This window comes from Micromonospora lutea, from assembly GCF_016863535.1.
Taxonomy (GTDB): domain Bacteria; phylum Actinomycetota; class Actinomycetes; order Mycobacteriales; family Micromonosporaceae; genus Micromonospora; species Micromonospora lutea.
In genome coordinates this window covers 1-18354 of record NZ_BOPB01000033.1, presented here as the reverse complement: position 1 = coordinate 18354, position 18354 = coordinate 1, and the positions used below count along the sequence as shown (strand labels likewise).

Sequence of the window (18354 nt, the reverse complement as noted above, 5' to 3'; positions counted from 1 at the left end):
CGTGGACGGAAAACGCCGGTCCCGGCACCGGGCCACCTTCCCGTGGTGGTCGTTACGGCGACGTCCCGGTGTGGGCGTGCCGATCCTGGTGGTGGTCGGACTGCTGGCCGCGGTGCAGCCGGCGGTGGCCGCCTCGGCCGCGCCGACCGGTGCGACGGCCGCGCCGACGGTGTCGGCCGCCGGAGAGAGCGGATCGACCGAGGCGTGGGAACCACGACCGGATCTTCCCGGACCGGTGGTGGTGCCGCGTAAGGGCACCCGAGCGGCACCCTTCACCAGCAGCACCAGACCGGTCAGTCCCAAAGCTCTGCCGGGTCAGGAGAAGGCGACTGGGAACGGTCTGCGCGCGGGGACCGGGTCAGCGGTACGCAGCCGGACCGCCGGTGCCGAGCAGGACGCGGACTGGTACTGCCAGGAGCAGGTGGCGCGCCGGACGTCGGTCAACGCCGACGCGGACAACTACTCCGCGACCGTCGAGTACTTCGCGGAGCTGAGCTGCAACTTCTACCTCGACTACGCGTACGGTGTCGTCGGCGTCGTCGACCGCAGCGCCGGATACGACGGCACGCTGCTGTACGTGGGCTCGCCGTTCGCCTTCAACCGGTACTACTACGGAGCCACCAGCGGCGGCGTCCGGATACCCGGTGACTTCTACGACGGTGGACGTCAGGTGGAGATCCTCTTCGAGCTCTACCTGCTGGCGCCGATCGGAACCGCCTGGGGCGCCTGCGGTCCGCTGCCCGGTCTGCGCTACCTGCTCTGCGAGGGGCTCGGCACGGATCTGCTGCACATCGTGCTGGGCACCGGGACGCTCGACACCGGGCTGGCGGCACCGGTGATCCGCTACACGGCGCTGGGTGACTCGTACTCCGCCGGCACCGGCGCGCCACCGTACCTCGGCCCGCCGAACCCGGCGACCTGCCGGCGCGCCAACGCCACCTATTCGATGCAGATCCGGGGCGACCGGTTCCGGGGCCTGCCGATCGACCGGACGAACCTGAAGGCGTGTCATGGCGCGCGGATCAGCGACCTGACCAACCCGCGGAGCCTGGAGGAATTCGCGCAGATCGAATACGTGAAGCCCTACACGAGGCTGGTGACGGTCACCATCGGCGGTAACGACCTCGGCTTCGCCGCGAAGCTACGCGACTGCGCGCTGTCGGACTGCGGTGGCGCTCCGCTGGTCACCCCGGCGGAGCTACAGGCCACCCAGGTCAGGCTGGTGGCGCTCTACCAGAACATCCTCTCGCGGATGCGGTCGGACGGTGTGCTGGCAGTGCTGAGCTATCCGGCCTTCCTGCCCATTCCGGGGGTGGACCCACTGCCCACGAGATTGGGTTGCTTCGGTACGAACGCCACCATCGACACCGCCGAACTCACCCGCATCGCCGAGGCCACCGCCCAGGCTCGCGACATGATCGCCGCGGCCGTCCGCGCGACCGGTGACGGGCGGATCGTCTTCGTGGACGCCTTCGACGCGTTCCAGGGACACCGGGTGTGCAGCGATGGTCCGTGGTCCAACGGGTTCGTGATCTCGGACCCGGAGGATTCGTTCCACCCCAACGCCGCCGGCTACCGGGCCGTCGCCGACCGACTGCGACAGGTACTCGGCATCACCCTGTGACGGTGACCGCTGCGGGGCGCCCGGGAATCCACCCGGACGCCCCGTGGCGCCGATCGCCTCGGCGGCTCACGTCGTGCGGTCGGTGCGGTAGACCTCCGCGTCGGTGAGCTGGCCGCCACCTGGGTCACCGGCCCGATCCGACCGATCATCGCGACCGATTCCAGCGGCAGTTGCGCGTCGGCGCCGAAGAACGTCCGCCCCGGTGGCACGGTGAGCAGGTTGGTGCCGAGTGCGGCGAGAGTGCGGTCCAGTTCGGTGCCCGAGGACGAGGAGATGCCGACGACCGCGACCCGTTGCCGCTCGCCAACCGGCGCGGTGGCCGAGGACGCGTGCGTCGCGGAGCGCGGGCACTTCGGCATCACCCCACGCCGGCACCGTCGTGGACAGGGCTGTCGGTCATCGGTCGGTGCGGTTGGCCGGCCGGGCGCGGCTTGGACAGGTGCACGACGTCCTGCGGTGGATCCGCGACCCAGGTGCGGGTGTAGCCCGCGCGCTCGTACAACCTGATGTTTCGGGTGCTGCGGTGACCGGTGAACAGCGTGCAGCCGGTGGTCTCCTCGGGTGCCTGTTCCTCGGCGTACGACAGCAGCCAGGAACCGATGCCGTTGCCCGCCTGGTCGGGCGCCACCATGAGGCGTCCGATCAGCCAGGTGCCCTCGTGCGCCCGGGCGCGGACCGCCGCGACGAGGCGGCCGTCGCGGCGTACGCACCACCACCGCCAGGTCGACATCGAGGCGTGCAGGTCGTCGAGGGTCTCCCGCAGCGGTGCCAGGTCGAGGGTGTCGTTGACGATGGCTTCCTGCACCCAGCAGCAGCGCTGGAGGACGAGCAGTTCCGCCAGGTCGCCCGGCTGACCGTCGGTGAGGGTGAGGCCGTCGACCGGTCCGTCGACGACGTCGGTTCCGCCGCGCAGCGGGCGCATCGCGCGGGCCACCCGGCTCACCTCGACCAGCACGGCGCGGGCGGCGGCGTCGAGCGTCGGGGACCCGCTCACCCGACCGTCCCGGACGCTGTCCGCGAGGCGCAGGGCGACGGTCGCGCCGACGGGCATCATCCTCAGCGTCGTGACGACCTGCTTTGCCATCTGTACCGACCGGGTGCCGGCCGAGGTGTTGCCGTAGCTGACGAAGGCCACCGGCTTCCACGCCCATTCGTGGTAGAGGAAGTCGAAGGCGTTCTTCAGCGCCGCCGGCATGCCGAAGTTGTACTCCGGCGTCACCACCACGAAGGCGTCCGCAAGCTGCACGGTGCGGCTCCACCGGCGGGTGTGCTCGTGCTGGTAGCTGCCCTGGGCGGGATGCTCGGGTTCGTCGAGCAGCGGCAGCCCGATGTCGGCGAGATCCGCGACGTCGACGGTGACCCTGCCATCCGCCGCCTGCGGGCGGGTGGTCTGCACGAACCAGTCGGCTATCGCGGGTCCGAGCCGGCCGGGTCGGGTGCTGGCGACGATGACGAGGACGCGGAGGTCGCTGGGGCTATTCGATGACATGTCAACGAGACTAGGGAGGTCTTGATGACATGTCAACGAAATGTAGAGTGTTCGGATGGACACCGACTGGCTGAGCGAGGACGAGGAACAGGCGTGGCGGGCGTTCCGGCGGTTGCTCGTCGCACTGCCGGCCCGGATCGGTCGTGATCTGGCGCGCGACTCAGGGCTCTCCGCGGCGGACTACGAGGTGTTGAGCACGCTGTCGGAGAAGCCCGACCGCCGGTGGCCGCTCAAGGAACTGGCCGCCAAGATGGAGTGGTCGCGCAGTCGACTGTCCCACCACGCCGCGCGGATGCAGGGTCGAGGGCTGATCGACAAGGAACCTGATCCGCAGGACGCGCGCGGCTGCCTCCTGCACCTGACCGACGACGGCTTCGCGGTCCTGGAACAGGCGGCCCCGCACCACGTCGTCTCGGTGCGGTCCCGCTTCCTGGAGCACGTCAGCGCCGACGAACTCGCGATGCTGCGCAGGCTTTCGACCCGGATCGCAGACCTGCCGGACTGAGCCTGGGCGCCGGGCCTGCCACGCCGGACCCCGCGCACCGGCGACGACGCGGCTCGCTGACCGGACACCTCAGGGCCGACACCGGCGGTGTCCACCGTCAGGCGGCTGCCGGCTTGGGGGTGCCGCAGAGCTTGGTGCCAGGCGGAATGATCTCCTCCGCCGTGTGGATGACGTACGGCTTCGGCCCCAGCTTGCCGGACGAGTTGATCGGCGCGATCTTCACCAGGCGGAGAAACTTGTTGATCATTTTTACGACCGGGGCGAGGATCTCGTACCCGATGCCGTACGAGGCACGGACGCCGAGGCCGACCCCGCGGCAGACCGCCAGCGGTGCGCCCAGCGCCGATCCGATGGTCGTCCCGTAGCCGGTCGACACCTCGAAGAACAGGCCGGCCTTGAGCACGAAGGCGCTGAACCCGACATCGAACCGGACCCGGTGCTCGATCAGCAGGCCCATCACCCCGACCGGGACCCCACGCAGAGAGTTGATCAGGCTCTCCTTGCGCTTGAAGTTCTTGCTGACCTGCGGGCCGAACGTGCCGTTGACGTAGCCGTAGCCGAGCGAGCCGGCCAGGGAGAACTCGCCGTTGCCCTTGACCGTTCCGGCCTTCGCACCGAACGCGGTGGTGACCTTCAGCGTCTGGCTGACGGTGAGCGCCAGCGGTACGCCGATGACTCGCCCGATCGGGATGCTGAACTCCGCCGGGACGGGGAGCACCGCGGTGATGTTCTGCCCGTCCTGGATCCCCGCCTCGAACGAGTAGCGGATGCCGAAGCCACCGCTGATCGTCAGGTCCGCCCGGGTGACCGAACCGCCCTTGATGCTCAGGTGGAAGTCCGCCTCCGGCCGGTTGAAGGTGAGCGCGGCTCGTCCGGACAGCTTCGTGCCGGCGCGGTCGTAGTGGAAGCTGACCTCGGCGCCGTCGTTGAGGCTCACCCCGGTGGAGAAGTTGGCGACGACCGACTTGACCTCACCGCCGCCACGGGCCGGTGGCGGCTGGGCCGGCCGGGGTGGCGTCGGGGCGAGCCGCAGCGGAGCGGCGCGCCCGGCGCGACCGGACGGCGTGGCACCGAGCGACTCGGCCTCCGCCTCGGACATCGCCCAGAGCGGTTCTCCGGCCTGGTAGACGACCGGGTTCTCGATCGCGATGCCCCGCTGCTCGAGGATGCCGTCGCGGATCACGTCGGTGACGGTGACCGGGCCGATGGTGACGAGCAGGTCGTCACCGTCGCGCCGCAGGTCCAGCACCCGGCCCACGCCTCGGCCGGTGATGAACATGATCTTTCCGGACGCCAGCTTGTCGGCGCGGGGCGCGGCAGCGTCGATCCGCCAGGTCAACCCGTCCGCGGTGACCGACCGGACCGAGCGGCCCCCGCCGCCGACGAGAACCACGTCGGGCTGGTAGGTCAGGTCGGGATGGGGCACGGGTGCCAGCCCGTAGCGCAGCGCCGATTCGCTGTACGGGTCATCCTCGACGGCGGTGGGATCGGCGGGGGATCCGTTGCCGCAACCGGTTGCGGCAAGGGCCAGGAGCAGCGTGAGGACGGCCGAGACAACCTTGCGCACCGGTACTCCTCGTCGGCTCGGAAAGTGCCCGACCGGCACCGACCAACCGGTGTCGGCCCCGGTCCGTCAGAAGTGGACCGGGGTGGGCCTGTGATCGACCCTAGACAGTGCCCGTGGGGCGGGAATCAGGGTTTTCCCCATGCGTCGAGGGGACGCCGCGACAGGCGCGCACCGACCCGGCCCACCGCCGCACCGGATGACGCGTACACTTCCGGCATCTGGCCGCACTCGGATCGCGGCCCGGCGTTCGAGGCGGTGGAGATGGACCGGGTGCTCGGCACCGTCCGCCGCTCGCGCCTGCGACGACGATAGTCGTCCGTCCTCTCGCGCGTACCTCCGTCGTGTCCGCACCTGCCGTGCGGCCGGCCGCCTCGTGACGATCCCGTTCATCCCATGCCAGGGAGCTCCTGTGACCGTGCCCTCGTTGGCCTCGTCGTTGTCCGACTGCGTCTCCGCCGCCGCGGCCCGCCTGGGGATGGCGGACCTCGCACCGCAGATTCGCCGTTCCGAGCACGCCGACTTCCAGTCCGACGGAGTGCTGGCGGCGGCGCGGGCCCGGCGGCGGAATCCGCGAGAGATCGCGGCGGAGGTGGTCGCGCGGCTGTCCGCGGACGGTCGGGTGGCCGCAGCCCAGGTGGCCGGGCCGGGCTTCGTCAACCTCGACCTGACCGACGGGGCGCTGCTGGCGCAGCTCACCGACCGGCTCACCGATCCGCGGCTCGGTGTCGGCACTCCCGAGGCGGGCGTCACCACCGTGGTCGACTACTCCCAGCCGAACATCGCCAAGGAGATGCACGTCGGGCACCTCCGCTCCACCATCATCGGCGACGCGTTGGTGCGGGTCCTGGAACACCTCGGCGGCACAGTGGTCCGGCGCAACCACATCGGTGACTGGGGAACTCAGTTCGGCATGCTGATCCAGCATCAGGTCGAGCACCCCGAGCCGACAGCACCGCAGGACGCGGGCACGATGCGCCGGCTGGCCACGCTCTACCGGCGGGCGCGGGCGGATTTCGACGCCGACCCGGCCTTCGCCGACCGCGCCCGGCGGCGGGTGGTCGCGTTGCAGGCCGGCGATCCGGCCACCGTCGCGGCGTGGCGCGACATCGTCGCCGAGTCGACCCGCTACTTCACTGAGGTCTACGACCGGCTCGGCGTACGGCTGACCGACGCCGACTCGGTGGGGGAGAGCGCCTACAACACCGCGCTGCCCGGACTCGCCGACGAACTCGAACGCCGTAGGGTCGCCGTGACCAGCGACGGCGCGCTCTGCGTCTTCTTCGACGACCTCCGCGGGCCCGACGGCGAGCCGACTCCCTTGATCGTACGCAAGAGCGACGGCGGCTTCGGCTACGCCGCGACCGACCTGGCCGCGCTGCGGCAGCGTGTCGGCGAGCTGCACGCCGACCGGCTGCTGTACGTGGTCGACGCCCGGCAGGCGCGGCACTTCCGGATGGTCTTCGACACCGCCCGTCGGGCCGGCTGGCTGCCGCCGACCGTGCCCGCCGTGCACGTGGCGTTCGGTACCGTCCTTGGCCCCGACGGGCGGCCGTTCAAGACCCGGGCCGGTGACACCGTACGGTTGGTCGACCTGCTCACCGAGGCCGTGGACCGGGCCCGCGACGTGGTCGCCGCCAAGAACCCAGAGCTGGCCGGAGAGGCCCTGGACGAGCGGGCCCGGCAGGTCGGCACCGGTGCGGTGAAGTACGCCGACCTGGCCAACAACCGGGTCCGCGACTACACCTACGACCCGCAGCGGATGCTGGCGCTGACCGGCAACACCGGTGTCTACCTGCAGTACGCGCACGCCCGCGTACGCTCCATCCTGGCCCGGGCGGAGGGCGTCGAGGCGACCGTCGACCCGACCGTCGGGCTGGAGCCGGCCGAGCGGGCGCTGATCCTCGACCTCGACGCCTTCGCCGACACGCTCGCCGAGGTGGCCGCCGGGTACGAGCCGCACCGCCTCTGCGGCTACCTGTACCGGCTGGCGCAGACCTTCACCACCTTCTACGAGCGGTGCCCGGTGCTGCGGACCACCGGGACGCGACGCGGCAACCGGCTCGCCCTGTGCCGGCTCACCGGCGACACCCTGCGTACCGGGCTGCACCTGCTTGGCATCGACGCACCCGAGCAGTTGTAGACACCCGCGGGCGCTGTCCTCTGGGTAAGGTGCCGATGTCGACACCACTTCGGCGGCGGAGGTGCTCATGCGAGGCCGGCGACGAGTACCGCTATCGCTGATCATCCTTGCGACTCTGGTCGGCTGTTCGTCCTCGCCCCGCTCCGCTGAGCCGTCCGGATCGTCGGTGCCGCTGAGCCAGGCTTCCACCTCGCTGCGGCAACCGTTGCCGGCGACCGCCACCTTGGACAAGGGGCTGCACGACGAGCTCGTCAAGATGCTCGAACGGGACCAGGCGGAGATGAACGGTCAACCCCAGGTCGACACTGTCGAGCAGCGCACCCTCCGATTGAAGGAAATCGTCCAGGAGCACGGGTGGCCGACCTTCGATCTTGTCGGCAAGGACGGCGAGAACGCCGCCTGGGCCATCGTCCAGCACTCCGACCACGATCCGGCCTTCCAACAGGAGGCGCTCACCTTGCTGCGTGACGCTGTCGCGCAGGGGCGGGCCTCGCCGGGCAATCTCGCCTATCTGGAGGATCGGGTCGCGGTCGCGAAGGGCGAGTCCCAGGTGTACGGGACGCAGATGCGGTGCGGCGCGGACGGGCCGGTTCCCGCGACCCCGATCAAGGACGAGACGGGTGTCGAAGCGCGGCGCGCGGCGGCGGGTCTGCAACCGCTCACCGACTACCTGAAGGAGATGGCCGCCATCTGCGCCGAGTCAGCCGACCAGTCGAGGTAGCTGGGCCGCCGGCTGACACCATCAGCCGTCAGTTGACGGAACCTCCGGGTCGAAGCCGGACCGGCGCTTGGCGGGACTCTCAGGAGGTGCCAGGAAGCCAGGGTTCGAGCGTGCCCGGATCGCCGACGGCCTGTCGGACCTGCTCCCGCTCCCCGGCACTCAGGCTCACCGTCCGGAGCTGCGCGCCCCACTCCGAAACCCGCTCCGGCTCGCCCAGCGCGGTGGCCAGCTCGATCAGCGCGGCGAGCGCCAGCGCCCGCTCGACGCTCGACGCCGCGTCGCCGTGCCGGCGCAACCCCGAGTTGAGCGCCCGGTACGCCGCCCGGTCGTCGGACTTGAACTCACGCAGGATCCGTGCGTTGTCCAGCACCCGGGCCAGCCCGGTCAGCCGCTTCGAGCCGCCGTACTCCAGTTCCTGCGGTTCGTCCCGGGCGATGAAGATGATGGTGTTGCCGGAGGGGTCGACGACGCTGAATCGCGACGCGCCGGGCCGGTAGCGGGTGATCCGGGGCAACCCCCGGGCGAGCACCTTGCCGTACGCGCGCCGCATCGCCTCGGTGAACGCCGCGTGGTACGGCGCGACCGCGTCCACCATGACCAGGCAGCCGCCGCTGCTCTCGTTCGCCGGGTCGAGGTCGCGGGGCGCGGGCCCGTAGTGCAGCTCGAATCCGCTCCACCGCAGTGCCAGATACACGTACGGCTTGCGCTGCTCGTAGGTGACCGCGAATCCAAGGGCGCGCCAGAAGGCGAGCGTCTCGTCCACGGCCACGCAGGGCAGCAGCGGCACGGTGGTCTCGTTCGGCTGGACACGATCGACGGTCGTCATGACTGGCCCCCCGGTTCCGGATCGACGGCCCGGCCAGTGTGCCAGCGCCCACGATGTAGCACCGGTACGCCCCGCTTGCGCAGGGCCGACGCGGACCGTATCTGCTCTCAGGCGGGACGTGGCTTTGCGCGCGTCGCGCAGCGCCCAGGCCGTCGGGTCGCTGTCGTCTTGACGGCTGTCGATTTGAGGCGGAGACTTCGTGACACCCCCGAAACAGTGACCTTGGCCGGTCCGGCGAGGGCGATGTTAGCGTTAACGTCGGCTCGGCCGGACGGAGAGCCGCACATGTCCAGAGTCCTGACCAGGCTGAGTGCCCTGCTCGCCGCTCTCTGTCTGCTGGTCCTGCCGGCCGTGCAGGCACCGCGTGCCGAGGCCGCCGCGCTCGATCCGTTCACCGGTTACCTCATGGCGCACTTCACCGGCGAGTCGGCCACCGGCGAGCAGGTCTACTTCGCCCACAGCCGGGACGGGTTGACCTGGCGCGACCTGAACAACGGCTCACCCGTGCTGCTGTCCACGATCGGCACCCGGGGAGTACGCGATCCCTCCATCGTCCGTTCGCCCTCCGGCGACCGGTACTGGATCGTCGCCACCGATCTGCGGATCGCCAGCGGCACCTCGTGGAATGACGCGGCGAACCGGGGTAGCAGGTCGCTGGTGGTGTGGGAGTCCCGCGACCTGGTCAACTGGTCCACTCCCTGGCTGATCAACGTGGCCGGCGCGATCCCCGGTGCCGGCAACGCCTGGGCGCCGGAGGCCGTCTACAACCCGGCGACCGGCGACTACGTCGTCTACTGGGCGACGAACTCTTTGCGCGACGGCGTGACCAAGCACCGCATCTGGTACGTGCGGACCAGCGACTTCCGCAACTTCACCGCACCGCAGCTCTACATCGAACGACCCGGTGGCGGCCAGGGCATCATCGACACCCAGATCGTCGAGGTGCCGGCTGCGATCGGCGGCTACCGCTACTACCGGGCGTCGGCCGACGGGCACATCACCATCGAGGCCAGCAACTCGATCCTCGGCTCGTGGACGGTGCTGGGCAATCTCTCGCACCTCGGCATCTCCAACGGCACCGGCGGCGGCAACGTGGTCGAGGGGCCGATGTGGATGCAGTTCAACGGTCGCAACGAGTGGGCGCTCTGGCTGGACCAGTACGCCACCGGGCGTGGCTATATGCCGGTCACCTCCACCAACCTGGGCAGCGTCACCAACTTCCGGACCCGGTCGGACTACAACCTGGGTGGCACCCGCAAGCGGCACGGTTCAATCCTGAACCTGACCGCCGCCGAGGAGAGTGCCGTGCTGGGACGGTGGGGCGCCACCACCCCGGTCAACCGGATCCAGGCGTACACCCACCAGGACCGGTACGTGCGGCACGCCAACTACGACGTACGCATCGACGCGAACGTCAACCCGGCTCAGGACGCCCAGTTCCGGCTGGTGCCCGGGCTGGCCGACGCCAGCGCGGTGTCGTTCGAATCGGTGAACTACCCGGGCCACTACCTTCGGCACTACGGCTTCGACTTCGTGCTGGCGGCCAACGACGCAAGCTCGGTCTTCGCCGCCGACGCCACCTTCCGGCAGGTCGCCGGTCTGGGCAACTCGTCGTGGTCGTCGTTCCGGTCGTACAACTATCCCGACCGCTACATCCGGCACTACAACTACCTGCTGCGGCTCGATCCGATCAACGACGCCCAGGCGCGTAACGACGCCACCTTCCGGCTGACCTCGTAGCCGGCAACGTACAGCATCCGGGCGCGCCTTCCGGCGCTCAAGCGCGACCTACGTTGCGAAGATGCGCACCACCCGCAAGGTACGGGCGTCGTCCGCGGACGACGCCCGTACCTCTGCGCTGATCTGCCTATCGCCGGTCGCTCAGTCGAGGCGGTACACCAACGCGCCGGCTATCTCCTCCCGGGTGATGCCGAGGCCATCGACCGGTCGGGTGGGCAGGCCGTCCCACGGCGTGCCGGCCAGCCGATCCGGCAGGACGACCACCGACCGGATGCCGACCTGCCGGAGAAACGCGATGCTGCCCGAATCGGGAAAGGTCGTGGTCATCGCGCGGATCTGTTGGTGACTGGCCGGCAGGAAGGTGACGGAACCGTTCGCGACGCGGGGAAATCCCTCGGTGGACCAGAGCATGATGTCGGATTCGGCCGTACCGTTGCTGGGCAGGACCAGCAGCGGTTCGGTCGCCGCGCGGAACGCCGGTGGGGCGGTTGGCACGGTGGGGTGCGGTGTCCGGTTGACGCCCTCGACCGTGACCAACAGCAGGGGCAGCACGAGCACGACCGCGCTCACCCACTTCCGCCACCCGAGCCGGGGGCGATTGCGCCCGAACTCGCTGATCGCTCCCGCGGCGAGAATGGCGAGCAGCAGGCTCGTCCACATCATCAGCCGCCCCGGGGTCCGTAGCGCATCCCAGCCGGGCAGCAGCCGCGACAAGGTCAGGTATCCCGGATCGCCCCCACCGACGAGGTTGCTGCCCAGCCCGAGGGCGCCGCTGACCAGCACACCGAGCCCGAGCAGAACACGGTGACGGACCCGGAACGTCGAGTAGCTCAGCCCGGCCACGCCCAGCACGATCAACGTGACGCCCGGCAGCAGCGCCATCTCCGGCGGCCAGGACAACTGGGCGCGGGCAGCCGCGAAGTGCTCGCCCCACAGCCACGAGTCCGCCGGCGCGACGAAGTATCCCAGCAGAGGCGGGGAGTACATCTTTGTCCAGGACAGATCCCGATGCGCCTCCGGGTTCAGCTCCACCACCCGCAGGAAGGCGGTTCCCAACCAGACGCACACCCCACTGAAAACGACGCCACCCAGCAGGTTGGCCAGCACCACCCGCCGACCCACCACCCACCTACCGGTCCGCCACCGGGACCAGCCGACCCCGATGACAGCCACCACCACGGTGCCGGCCAGGAAATAGGCAAGCGGCAGGCCGATCGCCAGGCCCAGGGTGATCTGCCAGGCGGCGACCAGCCAGCCGGCCACGATCCAACCGGGGCGGTGCAGCGCCGGCCGGTGACCGTCCCGCAGGGACCAGCCGTGGCCGCGGGCCAGCATCGCCAGGCAGAGTGCGACGCCGCCGATGGAGAGGATGTTCAGGTGGCCGCTGTGCGCGAGCCGCCACGGCGCGAAGGCCCAGGCGACGCCGGCCACGGCCGCCGCCGTCCGGATACCCCCCAGCTGGCGCACCAGGGCGTACGCCCCGACGAAGGCGAGTGCGTGGGCCAGGACGTAGAGGAGGTTGTAGCGGAAGAGGGCCGCCGCCACACCGTGGCCGAGCAGACCGGCCGGTGCATAGCCGAGCACCACATCGGTGTAGGCGTACGTGTACAGATTCGGGAAGAACGTATTGGAGTGCCAGAGGTTGGCCGGGTCGGTGAGCAGGGCATGACCGGCCCAGGCGACCTGCCACGCCTGCAATGGGGGATCGCCGATGTCGCCCGGGATGGTCGTCCACGGCTGCTTGAGCGTCGGCCAGGTGAGGAGAACGGCAAACGCCAGGCCCGCGATTGCCGCCAACGTCCATTCATGCCGCAGCAGGCGCGACGCCACCCGAACGGTCCCCGCCAGCCGTCCTGGTCCGGGTGGGGACTGCAACTGCGGTCCGGCCTGCTCCGGATCAGTTTGCTCGGGGTCAGCGGACGGAGCTCCGCGCAACCTCCGAAGTATTGCCTGCATCTATCCTCCTGCCGATGTCCCGGGCTGACGTCATAGCGTCGCATCGATCAGAGGATAAAAGCCATGATCGATGGCTACCGAATCTTCCAGCGGCGGTTGAGTCGGCGGTACACCGGGGCGAGCCGGTTGTGCAGCTCCCGGTAGACGTCGAAGATCTCGTCGTAGCCGGGCCGGTGCGCCGGGTCCGGTGCGAAGACCCGGTCGGTGCGCATCAGGTCCGGAATGTCGGCGAAGGTGAGCTGCCCGGTGCCGACCGCGCCGATCCAGCCCGCACCCCGGGCGTTGACCGCCAGCGGTTGGGCGTCGCGGCGGATCTCGACGCCGAGCACGTCGGCGAAGATCTGGCACCACGAGTCCGACAGTGCCCCGCCGCCGGTGATGGCCATCGAGGTGACCGGCGCGCCGAGGAACCGGTCCACCGAGCCGAGCAGCCAGCGGGTGTTGAACGCGACCCCCTCGAAGACCGCCCGCAGCAGATCCGAGCGGTTGGTGTCGAGCGAGATGTTGAAGAACCCGGCGCGCAGATTCGCATCGTCCACCGGGGCGCGTTCGCCGTAGAGCCAGGGGGTGTAGAGCACACCGTTCGCGCCCGGCGGCACCGTCGGGATGATCGTGTCGAAGGCGTCGAAGATGCTTCCCTCGTCACGGCTGACCCGACCGGCGCCGAGCAACGGGTCGTCGTACTCGACGATCTTGTCCCGGAGCCAGGTGAGGTTCGCCCCGGCGGTGGCCTGCAGGGCGGTCATCAGGTAGCGGTCGTCGATGGCGCAGGGCACGGCGGCGATGCCGGCGGCGATGTCGGTCTTTTTCCGCGGCACGTGGGCCGCTATCCAGGAGGAGGTCCCGACATACAGGTGCGGCTCGTTGTCGCCGGTGGTGCCGGCGCCGATCGCCGCCGCGGTGTTGTCGATCGATCCGGCGACCACCCGCACCGTCGTGGGCAGATCCAGGTGGGCGGCGGCGGCCGGCGTCAGGGTGCCGATCACCTCGGTGCAGGCGACGATCGGCGGCAGCTTGTCCGCGTCGATGCCGCAGTCGGTGACCAGGGCGGGGGAGTAGCGGATGTCGCCGGGACGCCGGTTGTCGGTCACCCACGAGGTCAGGATCGAGTCGACGGTGGCCACCGTGCGTCCGGTGAGCTTCAGGTTGATCCAGTCGAGCACGTTGAGGAACGTCGCGGTCCGCGCGTACACCTGCGGCAGGGTGTCGCGGACGAACAGCATGTGGGCGGCGGGGTCCTTGCCGGTCGGGGAGGGCATGCCGCCGGTCAGCCGCAGCCAGCGGGCGATCCGGCGCACCGACATCCCCTGGTACGCGGGAAAGCCGCCGAACTGTCGTCGCAGGTGCGGCGCGCCACGCATGTCGAGCCAGGTGATGCACGGGGTCAGGGGGTCACCGTGGGTGTCCACCGCGATGGTCCCCTCGCCCTGGGTGGAGGCGCAGACCGTCGTCACTGCCCGCAGCTGTTCGGGGTGGTCCCGGCCCAGGTCGGCGGCGACCTGACCGAGCGCCGTCCACCAGGCGAGCGGATCCTGCTCGGCGCCGCCACCGGGCAGCACCCGCAGCGGCACCGGACGCTCGGCCCAGCCGGTGACCGTGCCGTCGGCGGCGACCAGCGCGGCCTTCAGCCCCGAGGTGCCCAGGTCGATCGCGAAGACCTGCGGCGGGCTGACGGCCACTGGATCAGACCCCCTCGACCAGCGCGAAGACCTGGTCGAATCGGGTGAGTGCGTCGTCGATGACCTCGTCGGTGTCGGCCATCGACGTGTACATCCGCGAGCCGGCCAGGGTGATGATGCCGTGCGCGGTGTAGGCGGCGCCCATCTGCTCCATCAGCCGCTTGCGGGCCTTGTTCTCCTTGAGCAGCTTCACCGGGTTGCGCATGTCCAACAGCATCACGCCGCTGCACTCCAGGTGCACGATGGACCCCTGGTTGTACGCGACGTACGGCAGCCCGTAGGAGTCGATCAGCCGTTGCAGGCCTCGGGTCAGCCGGTCACCGGCCCGGCCGGCGATCACCGGAGCGTTGGTGCGGGCCATCTCCTCGATGGCGAAGTAGCCGGCCGCGCAGGACAGCGGGTTGGCCGACAGCGTGCCGCCGACCTGGATGTGCGCTCCGCTCCTGCCGTCCAACCCGGAACCGAAGACCGCCATCACGTCGGCCCGCCCACCGACGCCACCGGCCATCGGGTAGCCGCCGGAGACGGCCTTGCCCAGCACGGTCAGGTCGGGGGTGACACCGAAGTAGCCGGCAGCGCCGCCCAACCCGAGCCGGAAACCGGTGACCACCTCGTCGAAGATCAGCAGCGCGCCGAACTCGTCGCACAACTCGCGGACGTGCGCGTTGAAGTCGCGCGGCGCCGGCCGGGTACCGGACTCCGGGCCGACCGGTTCGACCACCACCGCCGCGGTGCCGCCGCGCAGCCGGTTCTCGATCAACTTGCGTTTGAGCTGCCCGAGGTCGTGCGGGAACGCTTCGCGGGTGCGGGCCGTCGCCCCGAAGGGAATGCCCTTGGCGTTCATCCGGTAGGTGCCGGGCACCCGCAGCCCGTAGACCATCGTGTCGGACCAGCCGTGATAGGCGCCACCGGCCTTGATCACCATCTTCTTGCCGGTGAAGGCGCGGGCGCCGCGGACGGCGGCCATCACCGCCTCGGTGCCCGAGCCCAGCGACCGGTACATCTCCACGTGCGGCATGAACCGGTGGATGATCTCGGCGAGCTTGAGTTCGTACTCGTGGAACAGGCCGGTCACCGGGCCGGATTGTCGGACCACCTCGGCGACCCGCTCGTTGACCGGGCCGTAGTTGCTGCCCAGGATCGTCGGCCCGCCAGCCTGGAGGAAGTCGATGTAGGTGTTGCCGTCCCGGTCCACCAGGTACGCGCCGTCGGCCTTGTCGACGGCGAGCGGGAACGGGTAGTTGAACGCCAGGTTGTGCTGGACGCCCCCGGGGATACGTCGTTTCGCCCGGTCGGTGATCTCCCTGCTGGCCCGGCACTTGGTGTCGAAGTAGTTCAGCACGTCGAGCATGGCGTCGTGGCGCAGCCCGCGGACCGGTTGGGCGGTCAGCGCCTTCAACCGACGCATCACGTCGTCGACGTCGGGGTACTCGCTGATCGCGTACCCGAGCCGGGCCGACTCCGCGCCCGGGACACGGTCGGCCACGGGGGTCCCGGCGGCGCTCGCCGCGCCGCCCGCGCCGTTCGCGGCAGAGCCGGCGACGACCTCGGCGGCGGCCGCGTCGGCGCTCGGCAGTTCCTCGTCGGCGGGTACCCGCAGCGGCTCGACCGCCTCGGTGAGCTGCGCGGCGATCCGCTTCTCGTCGGCCCGCAGCTTGCTGAAGGCGATCTCCCGGATCGCGGTCGGGATGGTGTGGACCTTGCCCGCCTCGCTGGTCAGCGCCAGCAGGTAGGCGATCGACACCTTCTCCAGCAGCGCCATGTTGAACACCGCCCGATCGGGGTCGGTGCCGACGGCGACCACCCCGTGGTTGGCGATGATGAAGGCGTTGTCCCCGCTGGCCACCTTCTTCTGCACGTTGCGGGCCAGGAATCCGGTGCCCGACGGGGCGTAGTCGATGATGGCCACCTCCCGGCCCAGGAAGCGCACCTGCTCATCGGTGAGCGCCGGGATCGGCTTGCGCAGGAAGGCCAGCGCCGAGGCGTACGGCTGGTGGGTGTGCACGATCGCGTTGACGTCCGGCCGCTCGCGGTAGATGTTGGCGTGCATCCCGCACTCGATGGACGGCTTGAGCGGGGCGCCGGAGTCGTCGGGCAGGTGCCGACCGTCGAAGTCCACGATGCAGATGTCCTCGACGCGCATCCGGTCGTAGTCGTAGTTGCTCGGGGTGACCGCGTACCGCCGGTGGCCGGGCACCCGGACCGAGACGTTGCCCTCGGTGGCCTTGAGGTAGCCCCGGGCGAGCATGGTCCGGCACATGTCGACGACGTGCTGGCGGGACAGTCGGTGCTGCACGCGTTCTCCTCCGTCAGGTCGCCGGCCGCCGGGCGGCACATGCGGGGGCCCGGTCGTTGGTCGCGGGTCCATCGTCGCCCGGCGACGCCGATCGACACACCGTCCCGTCGGCAGCGTCAATGTCCACCGTTCTTATCCCGTCGTGACAAAATCTGCGGGTGAGTGCGCCCGTCTCCGCGACCCCCTGGCGCCACCTGCCCGCCGATCTGGCCGCCGCGATGCGCCCGCACCTGCCGGCCACCGTTGCCGCCGTCGCGGCTGCCGTCACCGAGGCCACCCCCGCCTTCGCCGGCATCGCCGATGACAAGTTCACCCGGGATGTACGCACCGCCGTGCAGGTGGCGCTGGACCGCTTCCTCGACCTCGTCGGCACCGAGGAGCCGGCGCTGCCGCCCCGGTTCCGGGATGTCTTCGTCGGGTTGGGCGCCGCCGAGGCACGTGAGGACCGTGGACCGGAGGCGCTGCTGGCAGCGCTGCGGACGGCGGCACGGCTGTTGCTGCGTACGGCGTCGCAGTCACTGGCCCGGCTGCGCCCGGTCGACGCGGAGGAGCTGATCGACCTCTCGGACGCGGTCAGCGCGTACGTCGCCGAACTGGCGGCGGCGAGTACCGACGGGTACGCCCTGCAACTGCGCGAGCAGGCCGGTGAGGTCGATCGTCGTCGACAACTCGCCGAGCTGCTGCTCCGCGGCGACGGCATCCCCAGCGCCGTCGAGTCCGCGGCGGCCCGGGTCGGCTGGGTCGGCCTGGACATGGTGGTGCCCGTACTGCTGCCCTTGGACCAGGCCCGCGACGTGCGGTTCCGGTACGGCCCGGACGGGCTGGTCGTCGAGCGTGGCCGGGACGCCGTGCTGCTGCTGCGGTCCGGTCCCCGGGCGGCCCGCGCCGCCCTGACCGCAGCGTTGACCGGGCGGCGGGCGGTGGTCGGTCCGGAACTCGGCTGGACCCAGGTGCCGGCGGCCGTCCGGCTCGCCGAGCTGGCCGCCGGCCTGGGCGGTTCGATGACCGACCCGGTCTTCGCCGACGACCACCTGGTCGCGTTGACCCTGCGCGGCGAGCAGCGGGCATTGGCGGTGCTGACCGCCCGCCGCCTGGCGCCGCTGGCGCAGCTACGCCCAGCGCAACGGGAGAACCTGCTGACCACGCTCTACGCCTGGCTGCGGCACTGGGGGTCGCGCGCCGAGGTCGCCACCGAACTGTTCGTGCATCCGCAGACGGTCAGCTATCGCCTCAAGCGGCTGCGTGACCTGTACGGTGACGACCTGGACGACCCGACCGCCCGCTTCGAGCTTCTGGTGGTGCTGACCAACCAGCTCACCGTCGACCCTGGCAGCGGATAGCGGGGTGTCCCGGTTCCCCGAGCAGGGATGCGACCGAGCCCGGTGAACATCCGGAAGGTCTCTGGAACTTTCGCTTACCGGCCGGCCTGACCTGGCGTAGGACTTGATGACGGTGACCTGGGACGGCTGACCAGCCTGTTCTTGCTGACCAGTGTCAACGTGTCACCTCCCGTAGACCCTGGTCAAGGCGAGGTTTCGGAAGTATTTCCGGAAGTTGTTGACTGGTTGGCCACGTCGCGCCAATACTGTTGGCCATCGACGCATCTAGATGATCGTCGATTGTCGCTACCTACTCCGCCGGTCACGGTGCAGGACGACCGGCAAACCACCACCCGGTACGACGTCGACAGTCGATGGTGGCTGCCCAGCCACCGGGCCGCCGGTTCGTAGCACTGCTGGCCGCCGGCCCAGCCGTCATGAGGAGGAAGCATGAACAACGTCCCCGTCCCACCACGAAGTCGCAGGCGTGGA

General features: G+C 70.3%; 12 protein-coding genes. 6 read left to right on the top strand and 6 right to left on the bottom strand.

Annotated features, from left to right (window positions below; all coding sequences use genetic code 11):
* Position 1: 1 nt before the first annotated feature.
* Positions 2–1624, top strand: a complete 1623-nt coding sequence (locus tag Vlu01_RS25165) for an SGNH/GDSL hydrolase family protein (protein ID WP_204004056.1) — start codon at positions 2–4, stop codon at positions 1622–1624.
* A gap of 358 nt (positions 1625–1982) precedes the next feature.
* Here Vlu01_RS25165 and Vlu01_RS25160 read toward each other — a convergent pair whose 3' ends face one another.
* Positions 1983–3113, bottom strand: a complete 1131-nt coding sequence (locus Vlu01_RS25160) for a bifunctional NAD(P)H-dependent oxidoreductase/GNAT family N-acetyltransferase (protein WP_204004054.1) — start codon at positions 3111–3113, stop codon at positions 1983–1985.
* A 55-nt stretch (positions 3114–3168) separates the two neighbouring features.
* Here Vlu01_RS25160 and Vlu01_RS25155 point away from each other — a divergent pair, with 55 nt between their 5' ends.
* Positions 3169–3618, top strand: coding sequence for a MarR family winged helix-turn-helix transcriptional regulator (locus Vlu01_RS25155; protein ID WP_204004052.1), 450 nt, complete (start codon positions 3169–3171; stop codon positions 3616–3618).
* A 97-nt stretch (positions 3619–3715) separates the two neighbouring features.
* Here Vlu01_RS25155 and Vlu01_RS25150 read toward each other — a convergent pair whose 3' ends face one another.
* Positions 3716–5185 carry a hypothetical protein gene (locus Vlu01_RS25150; protein ID WP_204004049.1) on the bottom strand — a complete coding sequence of 490 codons (1470 nt, stop codon included), beginning with the start codon at positions 5183–5185 and terminating at the stop codon, positions 3716–3718.
* A 415-nt stretch (positions 5186–5600) separates the two neighbouring features.
* On the opposite strand from Vlu01_RS25150, the gene argS reads away from it, so the two are divergent.
* Together argS and Vlu01_RS25140 are read left to right on the top strand one after the other, a co-directional pair.
* Complete coding sequence (argS, locus tag Vlu01_RS25145; RefSeq protein ID WP_373307514.1) at positions 5601–7325, top strand: arginine--tRNA ligase; 1725 nt, start codon at positions 5601–5603, stop codon at positions 7323–7325.
* A gap of 166 nt (positions 7326–7491) precedes the next feature.
* A complete protein-coding gene (locus tag Vlu01_RS25140) occupies positions 7492–8046 on the top strand; it encodes a DUF6624 domain-containing protein (protein WP_204004043.1) in 555 nt (184 codons plus the stop codon).
* Between the two features lie 79 nt (positions 8047–8125).
* Here Vlu01_RS25140 and Vlu01_RS25135 read toward each other — a convergent pair whose 3' ends face one another.
* Positions 8126–8872, bottom strand: a complete 747-nt coding sequence (locus tag Vlu01_RS25135; RefSeq protein WP_204004040.1) for a DUF8817 family protein — start codon at positions 8870–8872, stop codon at positions 8126–8128.
* Between the two features lie 285 nt (positions 8873–9157).
* Here Vlu01_RS25135 and Vlu01_RS25130 point away from each other — a divergent pair, with 285 nt between their 5' ends.
* Positions 9158–10612, top strand: coding sequence for a glycoside hydrolase family 43 protein (locus tag Vlu01_RS25130; protein WP_204004036.1), 1455 nt, complete (start codon positions 9158–9160; stop codon positions 10610–10612).
* Positions 10613–10753: 141 nt separating this feature from the next.
* Here Vlu01_RS25130 and Vlu01_RS25125 read toward each other — a convergent pair whose 3' ends face one another.
* The 3 genes from Vlu01_RS25125 to Vlu01_RS25115 all read right to left on the bottom strand — a co-directional run bounded on the left by Vlu01_RS25125 (position 10754) and on the right by Vlu01_RS25115 (position 16543).
* Positions 10754–12568, bottom strand: a complete 1815-nt coding sequence (locus tag Vlu01_RS25125; protein ID WP_373307513.1) for a hypothetical protein — start codon at positions 12566–12568, stop codon at positions 10754–10756.
* A gap of 74 nt (positions 12569–12642) precedes the next feature.
* Entirely contained in the window at positions 12643–14247 is a 1605-nt protein-coding gene (locus Vlu01_RS25120; protein ID WP_204004030.1) for a xylulokinase, read from the bottom strand.
* Positions 14248–14251: 4 nt separating this feature from the next.
* Positions 14252–16543 (bottom strand): aminotransferase class III-fold pyridoxal phosphate-dependent enzyme, encoded by a 2292-nt coding sequence (locus tag Vlu01_RS25115; protein ID WP_204004028.1) that lies wholly within the window; start codon positions 16541–16543, stop codon positions 14252–14254.
* Between the two features lie 158 nt (positions 16544–16701).
* On the opposite strand from Vlu01_RS25115, the gene Vlu01_RS25110 reads away from it, so the two are divergent.
* Positions 16702–17883, top strand: a complete 1182-nt coding sequence (locus Vlu01_RS25110) for a PucR family transcriptional regulator (RefSeq protein ID WP_239096111.1) — start codon at positions 16702–16704, stop codon at positions 17881–17883.
* The last annotated feature ends 471 nt before the right edge of the window (positions 17884–18354 follow it).

Bases quoted from the DNA above. Each gene is read 5' to 3' on its own strand.
- Vlu01_RS25125 (WP_373307513.1), bottom strand. From the start codon at position 12,568: ATGCAGGCAATACTTCGGAGGTTGCGCGGAGCTCCGTCCGCTGACCCC.
- Vlu01_RS25155 (WP_204004052.1), top strand. From the start codon at position 3,169: ATGGACACCGACTGGCTGAGCGAGGACGAGGAACAGGCGTGGCGGGCG.
- Vlu01_RS25130 (WP_204004036.1), top strand. From the start codon at position 9,158: ATGTCCAGAGTCCTGACCAGGCTGAGTGCCCTGCTCGCCGCTCTCTGT.
- Vlu01_RS25160 (WP_204004054.1), bottom strand. From the start codon at position 3,113: ATGTCATCGAATAGCCCCAGCGACCTCCGCGTCCTCGTCATCGTCGCC.
- Vlu01_RS25135 (WP_204004040.1), bottom strand. From the start codon at position 8,872: ATGACGACCGTCGATCGTGTCCAGCCGAACGAGACCACCGTGCCGCTG.